11 protein-coding genes are annotated in these 8,743 nt (G+C 65.2%); 7 read left to right on the top strand and 4 right to left on the bottom strand.

The genetic code is table 11. From position 1 onward, the window contains the following. Together ccsA and WBQ44_RS04885 are read left to right on the top strand one after the other, a co-directional pair. Window positions 1–319: cytochrome c biogenesis protein CcsA (gene ccsA, locus WBQ44_RS04890; protein WP_495565611.1), on the top strand; the 319-nt coding region annotated here is incomplete at its 5' end. Window positions 320–417: 98 nt separating this feature from the next. Further along, a complete protein-coding gene (locus WBQ44_RS04885; protein ID WP_495565610.1) occupies window positions 418–1,590 on the top strand; it encodes a MinD/ParA family ATP-binding protein in 1,173 nt (390 codons plus the stop codon). A 44-nt stretch (window positions 1,591–1,634) separates the two neighbouring features. Here the strand turns inward: WBQ44_RS04885 and WBQ44_RS04880 are convergent, their stop codons facing one another. Then, entirely contained in the window at window positions 1,635–1,835 is a 201-nt protein-coding gene (locus WBQ44_RS04880; RefSeq protein WP_495565609.1) for a hypothetical protein, read from the bottom strand. A gap of 116 nt (window positions 1,836–1,951) precedes the next feature. Then, window positions 1,952–2,164, bottom strand: coding sequence for a BldC family transcriptional regulator (locus WBQ44_RS04875; protein ID WP_495565608.1), 213 nt, complete (start codon window positions 2,162–2,164; stop codon window positions 1,952–1,954). Window positions 2,165–2,393: 229 nt separating this feature from the next. Here WBQ44_RS04875 and WBQ44_RS04870 point away from each other — a divergent pair, with 229 nt between their 5' ends. Both WBQ44_RS04870 and cds1 read left to right on the top strand, forming a co-directional pair. Continuing rightward, window positions 2,394–2,714: a DUF4229 domain-containing protein gene (locus tag WBQ44_RS04870; RefSeq protein ID WP_495565607.1), complete on the top strand. Its 321-nt coding sequence runs from the start codon at window positions 2,394–2,396 to the stop codon at window positions 2,712–2,714. Then, window positions 2,714–3,802: an L-cysteine desulfhydrase Cds1 gene (gene cds1, locus WBQ44_RS04865; protein WP_495565606.1), complete on the top strand. Its 1,089-nt coding sequence runs from the start codon at window positions 2,714–2,716 to the stop codon at window positions 3,800–3,802. The genes WBQ44_RS04870 and cds1 overlap by 1 nt, the downstream gene beginning before the upstream one ends. 104 nt (window positions 3,803–3,906) lie before the next feature. Here cds1 and pepN read toward each other — a convergent pair whose 3' ends face one another. Beyond that, window positions 3,907–6,366: an aminopeptidase N gene (gene pepN / locus WBQ44_RS04860; RefSeq protein WP_495565605.1), complete on the bottom strand. Its 2,460-nt coding sequence runs from the start codon at window positions 6,364–6,366 to the stop codon at window positions 3,907–3,909. Between the two features lie 88 nt (window positions 6,367–6,454). Between pepN and WBQ44_RS04855 the strand changes: the two genes are divergently transcribed. The 3 genes from WBQ44_RS04855 to WBQ44_RS04845 are packed head-to-tail and all read left to right on the top strand — an operon-like array spanning window position 6,455 to window position 7,579. Next, window positions 6,455–6,670: a helix-turn-helix domain-containing protein gene (locus WBQ44_RS04855; protein WP_495565604.1), complete on the top strand. Its 216-nt coding sequence runs from the start codon at window positions 6,455–6,457 to the stop codon at window positions 6,668–6,670. A gap of 2 nt (window positions 6,671–6,672) precedes the next feature. After that, the gene (locus tag WBQ44_RS04850; RefSeq protein ID WP_495565603.1) at window positions 6,673–7,188 is read left to right on the top strand and encodes a Clp protease N-terminal domain-containing protein; all 516 of its coding nucleotides are present in this window, start codon (window positions 6,673–6,675) and stop codon (window positions 7,186–7,188) included. A 10-nt stretch (window positions 7,189–7,198) separates the two neighbouring features. Next, complete coding sequence (locus WBQ44_RS04845) at window positions 7,199–7,579, top strand: phage holin family protein (RefSeq protein ID WP_495565602.1); 381 nt, start codon at window positions 7,199–7,201, stop codon at window positions 7,577–7,579. A 10-nt stretch (window positions 7,580–7,589) separates the two neighbouring features. Here the strand turns inward: WBQ44_RS04845 and WBQ44_RS04840 are convergent, their stop codons facing one another. Beyond that, on the bottom strand, window positions 7,590–8,459 hold the full coding sequence (locus WBQ44_RS04840; RefSeq protein WP_495565601.1) for a 1,4-dihydroxy-2-naphthoate polyprenyltransferase: 870 nt from the start codon (window positions 8,457–8,459) through the stop codon (window positions 7,590–7,592). Window positions 8,460–8,743: the final 284 nt, after the last annotated feature.

The following is an 8,743-nucleotide window of genomic DNA, read 5'->3' as shown; positions in this document are numbered from 1 at the left end:
CCCCGACGCCCAGTCTCTGGACCGCCTCGCCTACAAGACGACGATCATTGCCTTCCCGCTGTTCGGTGCAGGCGTTATCCTCGGTGCCATCTGGGCCGAGGCCGCGTGGGGCCGCTTCTGGGGCTGGGACCCCAAGGAGACTATGTCCTTCATCACCTGGATCATCTACGCCGCGTACCTGCACGCCCGCGCGACGTCGGGCTGGCGCAACACCCGCGCAGCCTGGATCAACATCGCAGGCTTCACCGCCATGCTGTTCAACCTCTTCATCATCAACATGGTCGTTTCCGGCCTGCACTCGTACGCCGGCCTCAACTGACGCCGAGACCGCTGGCCACTCTCGTTCGCTGGTAGGGTCCGGGCCGTCAGGGGGAGGACGGGGTGCACGTGGCCCCGCAGCGGCAGGGGGAATCGATCATGGATCGATGGCAGACCAATGGGTGGCAAGCAGTCCGGCCGGCCGAGCTCGAGAACAGCGTTTCGGGTGAGGCTGCAGCAGATGCGGTGGGGGCTGCAGACGCGCGCGTAGAGCAGGCTCCAGAAAAACCGTCGGTGCAACCAACGGTCCAGACGACGGTGCAGAACGTGTTGCCGCCGGTTGCGGCAGCGTCTGCGCTCGACCTCACCAACGCGCTGCTCGTCAAGCAATCGGCGCCGCCGCCTGCGTCGGGATGGCGACGGTGGCTGTACACGTTCACCGGACGGCGTATCAACCTCGGCAACAGCGTCCGTGACGAGCGGTCGGCACGGCTGACGCAGCAGGTCGACCGTCATCTTGTCGGGTGCTACCGAGTTGCGGTGCTCAGTCTCAAGGGCGGAGTCGGGAAGACGACCACCACGGCGACGCTCGGCTCGACCTTCGCCGACATCCGGGGCGACCGCGTCATCGCCGTCGACGCCAATCCCGACCGCGGAACCCTGGCGCAGAAGGTGCCGATGGAAACGCCGGCAACCGTGCGGAACTTGCTGCGAGACATAGATGGGCTCCGCCGCTACAGCGATGTGCGGGCCTACACCTCACAGAACGCGTTCAGGCTCGAAGTCCTCGCGTCCGACTCCGATCCCGCAGTGTCCGAAGCCTTCAGTGCGCACGACTACGACACTGCGCTCGCCCTGCTCGAAAAGTTCTACAGCATCGTTCTGACCGACTGCGGCACCGGACTGATGCACTCGGCGATGAGCAGCATCCTCGAAGGATCCGACGCTCTCGTCGTCGTCAGTTCCGGTTCGGTCGACGGCGCTCGCAGCGCTTCGGCGACGCTGGACTGGCTCGATGCCCACGGCCACAGCGAACTGGTGCGGTCGTCGGTGGCCGTCGTCAACGCAGTGCGGCCGCGTGCGGGAAAAGTGGACCTCGCGAAGGTCGTCGAACACTTCGAGCGGCGTTGCCGCCAGGTGGTGTCGATCCCCTTCGACCCGCACCTGGAAGAGGGGGCGGAGATCGACCTGAACAGGTTGAAGCGGGGGACCAGGTCGGCCGTACTCGAACTGGCAGCGGCGGTGGCGGCGGGATTTCCCAGCAACCGTCCCGAGGACGTGCACCGAGCGCAGGCCGCGCGGGCAGAAGAAACGAAAGCAGCCCGTCTCTGACGACACGGGCTGCTGCTTGATTGCGGTGGATCGGTAAATCAGGCCTACTCGGTGGAGTCCTGCTTGCCCACCTCTGGACCGTCCGTACCCGACCGACGCGCGTTCTTGTTCATCTTCCACAGGAACTCGGGATCGTCGTCGGGGCCGACGACTCGTCCCGTAGGCGCCTGCGTTGTGGGGCCGAACGCCTTCCAAAACAGGACGACCACTGCCACCAAACCGATCAACGCCAAAAGATAGATCACGACGCACCTCCTCCTCCAAGGGTAGCCGCGCGGGGATGCAGTTAGCACCTCGCGCGGCTCGCAGTTTCCTGAGAATTCGGTACGTCGAAGGCACTGCCGTCGATCGTCGTAGATCGTTAGCGGTGCGCTGCTTCTGTGGTCAGCGACGACAGCAGCGCCATGACCTCGGATTCGCGGAAGCGACGATGCCCGCCGGGGGTGCGTAGCGATCCGAGTCGACCCGCGTGAGCCCACCGAGTGACCGTCTTGGGATCGACGTGGAAGAGCGCAGCGACCTGCCCGGGAGTGAGCAATGAATCCTGAGTTCTGTTCAGTGCTGGTGCGCTCATTGTTGTCGAATCCTCCGATGTGCTGCCGAACCAAATGGATGCACTGTTCGTGCTGGACCCCCATGGTGGCACTCCGACCCCTAGGTACTCGACTGATCTATGGCTGGTAAAGGGGAGGTAATGGACAAATCGGATAAGTCCGACTGTCCGAAAAGAGTGTTTCCGTGTCGGACGAGCGGTCGCTCGACAGTGGGTCCCGACCCGCAGCCGGGGCGGTAACCTGGGGTTCGTGAACGAACGCAACACGCCGCCCGTGCCCACCGCAACCAAGGGACAGCTGTTCCGAGACGTGGCTCTCTACAGCGGCGCCCGGCTGTTGCTCGTGATTGTCATCGCCGCCGCCATCATCGGCATCGGCCTACTCGTCAACGTCGAGATTCCCGTTCTGGTGGCCGCCGTGTTCGCGGTCCTCATCTCGCTACCGTTGTCGCTCGTGCTGTTCAAGAAGCTACGCATCCGAGTCAACGAGTCCATCGCCGGCGTAGACGAGGGTCGCCGACGCGCTCGCGCCGACCTGCAGGCCAAGCTCCGCGGTGAGGACGGCCGGTAGTGACCCGGATCGTCGACCACTCGGCGTCACGCGAGTGGGTGGACAACGCTGTCCGCCTCATCGACGCGGACGCGCAACGTTCGGCCGATACACACCTGCTTCGGTACCCGCTGCCCGCGGCCTGGAACGTTCAGCTCTACCTCAAGGACGAGTCCACCCACATCACCGGCAGCCTCAAACACCGGCTCGCACGGTCGCTGTTCCTGTACGCGATCTGCAATGGATGGATCACCGAGAACACCACCGTCATCGAGGCGTCCTCCGGATCCACCGCCGTCAGTGAGGCATACTTCGCACGCCTCCTCGGTCTCCGCTTCGTAGCCGTGATGCCGCGCAGCACGAGCCCCACCAAAGTCGCGCTGATCGAATCCCACGGTGGGCGATGCCATTTCGTCGATGACCCGGCTTCGATGTACTCGGAGGCGCACCGACTCGCAGCCGAACCCGACTCGCACTACATGGATCAGTTCACCCATGCCGAACGCGCAACCGACTGGCGCGGCAACAACAACATCGCCGAGTCCATCTTCGAGCAGCTCACCCACGAAGAATCCCCCATCCCGACGTGGATCGTTGTCGGTGCAGGCACCGGGGGAACGAGCGCCACGATCGGCCGCTACATCCGCTACCGCAGGCACGCAACACGATTGGCCGTCGTCGACCCGGAGAACTCCGCCTTCATCGGCGGCTACGAAACAGGACGCGCCGACCATTCGACCGGGAAGCCGTCGCGCATCGAGGGCATCGGCAGGCCCATCGTCGAGCCGTCGTTCGTCGGGCAGGTCATCGATCGGATGATCGCGGTACCCGACGCAGCATCGGTCGCCGCGGCGCGCCATGCGTCGATCGCTCTCGGGCGTCGGGTCGGTGGATCGACCGGCACCAACATCTGGGGTGCGTTCGGTCTCATTTCCGAGATGATCGCCGCGGGCCGCAGTGGCAGCGTCGTCACTCTGCTGTGCGACGGCGGCGAACGCTATTCGGGAACCTACTTCGACGACGGCTGGGTCGCCGATCAGGGCATGGACCTCACCGGCCCGACCGAAACGCTCGAACGCTTCGCCTCGACCGGCGAGTTCGAGGGCTGACCGGTATTGCGATCGGGTTCAGTCGCAGTCACACCCCGCGCCTACGCGTCGCACCAGCCCTATCCGGTGCGACGCGTAGGGCAAGGGTGTGGATTCGAGGTGTACTAGCGGCGCGCAGCACGCACTCGCAGCGCTCGGTCGAGGTGGTCGCGTTGCTCGACGACCAACCTGCGCAAGGCGGCGGGTGCCCACTCGTGTGCCGCGAGCCAGGCGTCGACGGGTTCGGTGGAGTCGGTCTGCGGGAACAGGCCGATGACCACTCGCTTCGCGATTTCGATGCTGCGGGTTGCCCACACATCCGCGATCGCGGCGAAGTAGCGCTCGTTGTACTGCTCGAGCAGATCGCGTCGCCCACCGGCTCGAAACCCGGAAACCGTCGCGTCGACGGCGTCGTTGGACAGCTCGTCGGAGTCCATCAGCTCCGTCCATGCCTGCGCTTTGGCGTCGGGTGTCGGCTGCGCAGCCACCGCGGCACGGTACGAGTTCCGACCGGAAGCTGTTCTGTCCGTCTGCAATTCACCGTCGAGTCGCTCGCGTCCGATGCTTCCGGTTGCGCTCAGCGCCCGCAGCAGCAGCCATCGCTGCTCCGAATCCAGATCGAGCCCCTCGATGGGCAACGTGCCGTCGAGCAGCCGATCGATCTGACCGGCACGCACGTCGGAGCCCCGCGCCGCCGACGCGACCGCTCGGAACCACGCGATCTGTGAATCACTACCGGGGTCGGCCGTCTCCAGGTGGCCCCAGCAGGTCTCCAACCAGTCGCGGGTGGATCGAGCAGCGTCGGGCTCCTCGAGGTAGTGGTCGACGGCAAATTGAGTGTTGGCAATGACGGCACCCACGACGCCGATGTCGACTTCGGACACAGCGAATCTCGTCGCGATGCCGATGTAGGTCCCGGGATTCAGTTCGGCGTCGCGGGTGGCATTCCACAGCGCCGACCAGATCAATCCGCGCGCAAGGGGATCGACGACCCGGTCTAGCGACGTCGACACCGTCTGCAACGAACGCTCGTCGAAACGGATTTTGGCGTAGGTGAGATCGTCGTCGTTGAGCAGCACCAGCGCCGCATCGGGCAGGTCGACGGCCGTGCTCGGTTGGCTGATGTCGATCTCGCGACGGTGGGTGCGCACGAGATTGCCGTTGGCATCCTCGTCGTACAGGCCGATTGCGAGGCGGTGTGGCCGCGGATCCGTCTGCTCGACGGTGGAGCCGGTGTAGGACAGCGTCGATACCCCCGTCGTGCGGAGCCACGCCGACGCCCACTCGTCGAGATTACGGCCCGACGCGGCCGAGGCATGCGTGAGCAGGTCGACGAGAGTGGTGTTGCGGTAAGCAAATTCGACGAAGTAGCGACGCGATGCCTCGAAGAAGGCGTCGTCGCCGACGTACGCTGCGAGTTGCTTGAGAACGCTCGCGCCCTTCGCGTAGGTGATGCCGTCGAAGTTGAGCTTGGCGGCTTCCAGGTCGGGAATGTCGGCGACGATGGGGTGCGTGGTCGGCAGCTGATCCTGGAGGTAGGCCCAGGCTTTGCGACGGTTGGCAAAACTCACCCAGGCGTCGGTGAACCGCGTCGCGTGCACCGAGGCGTACGCGCCCATGAAGTCGGCGAACGATTCCTTGAGCCACAGGTCGTCCCACCACTCCATGGTCACCAGGTCGCCGAACCACATGTGGGCCATCTCGTGCAGGATGGTGTTGGCGCGCTGCTCGTACTGCGCTTTGGTTGCAGCCGAACGGAATACGTATGATTCGGTGAACGTGACGAGGCCAGGGTTCTCCATTGCGCCGAGGTTGTACTCGGGGACGAAGATCTGGTCGTACTTGCCGAACGGGTACGGAAACTCGAACTTGTCGTGGTAAAAGTCGAGACCCTGCTTGGTGATCTCGAAGATGTCGTCGGGGTCGAAGTGCTCGGCGAGCGATGCCCGGCACAGCGCAGCGAGGGGTACGGTCGTCTCTCCGCGGGTCCACTCGTCGTCGACGCGGTGGTACGGGCCGGCCGCGACAGCGGTGATGTACGTGGAGATCGGAAGTGTCGGCTCGAACACGACGGTATCTCCCGAACGGGTACCGGCCTTGCCCGACAATACTTCCCATCCGCTCGGGGCGGAAACCTCGAACACGAACGGCGCCTTGACGTCCGGTTGCTCGAAGTTCGCGAACACCCGTCGGGCATCGGCCGGCTCGTACTGGGTGTACAGATACACCTGGTCGTCCACCGGATCGACAAAGCGGTGCAGCCCCTCGCCGGACCTGCTGTAGCGGCCGCGGGCGTCGACGACCACGGTGTTGTGTGCGCCGAGGCCGACGAGCTGGATGCGCGCCCCGTCGTGATCGACGGGAACGGAGGTGCCGTCGACTGTCACCGTCACGACCTCCGGTCCGATGAAATCGAGCCACGTCGCAGCGGTCGTTGCGTCGAACGTGATGGTCGTGCGCGTCCGGAACGTGTCCGAATCGGGATCGGCCGCGCTTCGCAGGTCCAGCTCCACGCGGTACGCGACGTTGCTGATGTGGCGCGACCGGCGTCGCGTCTCGGCTCGGGACAGGTTCGCGGTGTTCACGGTCTCCAGGGTAAATGGCGAGCACATCGTCGACGTGGTTCGTCAACGTGGGTTGACGGTTTCGAATCGTCAACGTAGATTGACAATCATGACCGAAGCAACGACTCTCGCGGCCGCAGCGGGCAGCCCGGATCCGAAGGAAGGTCTGCGGGCAGTGCTGGCGCTGCGGCGTCTTCTCGACCGACTCGAAGCGATACAGGTTGCCAACGCACGCAGGCAAGGCTGGTCGTGGCGAGCCATCGCGGACGCTCTCGAAGTCAGCAAACAAGCAGTGCACAAGAAGCACAACGGAACGGTGGGGTGAACATGTTCGAAAAATTTACGAGCGAAGCACGCCTCGCGGTGGTGGCCGCACAGTCGGAGGCTCGAACAACGAAGGCGTCGCGGATAGACACCGTGCACCTTTTTCTGGGCATCATCGACTCGGCGCCTGTAGATCTGGCGCGCATCCTCCGCGAGGAGGGATACAGCCGCGACGCGGTAATCGCCACGCTCGGTGATCGAGACGCCCGTGCACTGGAATCCATCGGTATCGACTTGGGCGCCGTCCGGGCGAGCCTCGAGTCCACGTTCGGTGAGGGTGCACTCGACGCGCCGGACCCGGGCCGGCGAGGCTGGTTTCGACGGAAAACAGGCCACATCGCCTTCGCGTCGAGCGCGAAGAAAGCTATCGAGAACTCGCTTCGCGAAGCGCTGGACCATGGCGATTCCGAGATCCGCTGCGAGCACCTGCTGCTCGGACTCATCCGGGGAGCGGACCCACGATTCACCGACGTGGTCACCGATTCGGCTAAGCTGCGCGAGCGGATCGACGCCACCTAGGGTATGCACCATGACTTTTCTCGCACGGCTCGTCATCAATGCGATCGCGATCTGGCTGGCAGCTCAGTGGGTGGACGGGATCGACCTCACGAGCTCCGGCCGCGGAACTGGCTGGGACCTGCTGGTTCTCGCGGGAATCGCCGCGGTGTTCACCATCGTCAACGCGTTCATCCGGCCCGCGGTCAAGCTGCTCTCGCTGCCGCTGCTCATCCTGACACTCGGACTGTTCACCCTCGTCATCAATGCGCTGATGCTGCTGCTGACGGCGTGGATCTCGAGCACCACCGACTACGGGCTGCTGATCTCCGGATTCGGTGCGGCCTTCTGGGGCGCACTGCTGATCTCCGTCGTCAACTTTCTCCTGGGCGCGTTCGTTCCCGAAAGACGCTGAGCGAAGAGGGTCAGGCGAAGGCCAGCGCGCCACCGGTTGCGAGACCCCACACCAGCATTGCCAAACCGGAGTCGCGCAGAGCCGGAATGAGTGCCAAGCCCTGGGCCCCTGCCCGGACCGGCTTGTTGGCGCGCGCCGCCAGAGGCAGAGCGATGAGGGCGACGAGTGCCCACGGGGTACGCGCGACGAGCGCGACGGTGACGGCGAACGGCACGACCATCAGCGCCAGATGCAGCAGGCGCGTGCGGGTATCACCCAGGCGCACCGCGAGGGTGTGCTTTCCGGACTCGGGATCTGTGTCGATATCGCGCAGATTGTTGGCGACGAGTACCGCGCTCGAAAACGACCCGACAGCGACGGCGGCAACGAGCCCGGCCCAATCGACCCGCTCCGCCTGCACGAACTGCGTGCCCAACACGGCGACGAGTCCGAAGAACACGAACACCGCGATTTCGCCCAGTCCGCTGTAGCCGTACGGCTTCTTGCCGCCGGTGTAGAACCACGCGCCCGCGATACAGACCGCGCCGACGACGACCAGCCACCATGCCGACGTCGCGGCGAGTACCACTCCTGCGGCGCCGCCGACGACGAAGCATCCGATGGCTGCGGCCTTCACTGCGCCGGGCGTCGCCACACCCGACCCGACCAGTCGCATGGGGCCGACACGGTCGTCGTCGGTACCGCGGATACCGTCGGAGTAATCGTTGGCGAAATTGACGCCGACGATGAGTGCCAGCGAAACCACCAGCGCCAGTAACGCTTTCCACCACACGGCGTCACCGAGCGATGCCGCGGCCCCGGTTCCGACCAGAACGGGCGCGATCGCGTTCGGAAGCGTGCGCGGGCGAGCGCCTTCGATCCATTGAGCTGTGGTGGCCATTGGCTGATCTTTGCGCATCACCCTCCCTCAGGGAAACGGCAGGTGCGGCAGCGGCGGCAGTTGAATGCGCGGCAATTCGATCCGCGGCAACTGGAACGGCGGTGGGGGCGGCGGTGGTGGTGGGGGCGGCGGAACGTAGCGGCCGCCATTCTGCGGCGGAACGTAGGCGGTGGCCGGTTGCGGCGCGGGTTCAGCGGTTGGCGCGGTAGCCGTCAGGGGAGGAGGAAGGGGCAGCGTCGTGGACGACGGTTCCGGCACCCGGGTACCGGCCACCCCGGTTGACC

The sequence above is a fragment of the Rhodococcus sp. (in: high G+C Gram-positive bacteria) genome (assembly GCF_049591685.1).
Taxonomy (GTDB): Bacteria; Actinomycetota; Actinomycetes; order Mycobacteriales; family Mycobacteriaceae; genus Rhodococcoides.
The sequence above is the reverse complement of the archived record's forward strand: the minus strand, read 5'-3'. Positions and strand labels throughout refer to the sequence as shown.

What these genes read in the sequence shown, in the direction of transcription:
- WBQ44_RS04845 (WP_495565602.1), top strand. Translation starts at nt 7,199, where the DNA reads ATGACTTTTCTCGCACGGCTCGTCATCAATGCGATCGCGATCTGGCTG.
- WBQ44_RS04850 (WP_495565603.1), top strand. Translation starts at nt 6,673, where the DNA reads ATGTTCGAAAAATTTACGAGCGAAGCACGCCTCGCGGTGGTGGCCGCA.
- WBQ44_RS04840 (WP_495565601.1), bottom strand. Translation starts at nt 8,459, where the DNA reads ATGGCCACCACAGCTCAATGGATCGAAGGCGCTCGCCCGCGCACGCTT.
- WBQ44_RS04855 (WP_495565604.1), top strand. Translation starts at nt 6,455, where the DNA reads ATGACCGAAGCAACGACTCTCGCGGCCGCAGCGGGCAGCCCGGATCCG.
- WBQ44_RS04885 (WP_495565610.1), top strand. Translation starts at nt 418, where the DNA reads ATGGATCGATGGCAGACCAATGGGTGGCAAGCAGTCCGGCCGGCCGAG.
- WBQ44_RS04875 (WP_495565608.1), bottom strand. Translation starts at nt 2,164, where the DNA reads ATGAGCGCACCAGCACTGAACAGAACTCAGGATTCATTGCTCACTCCC.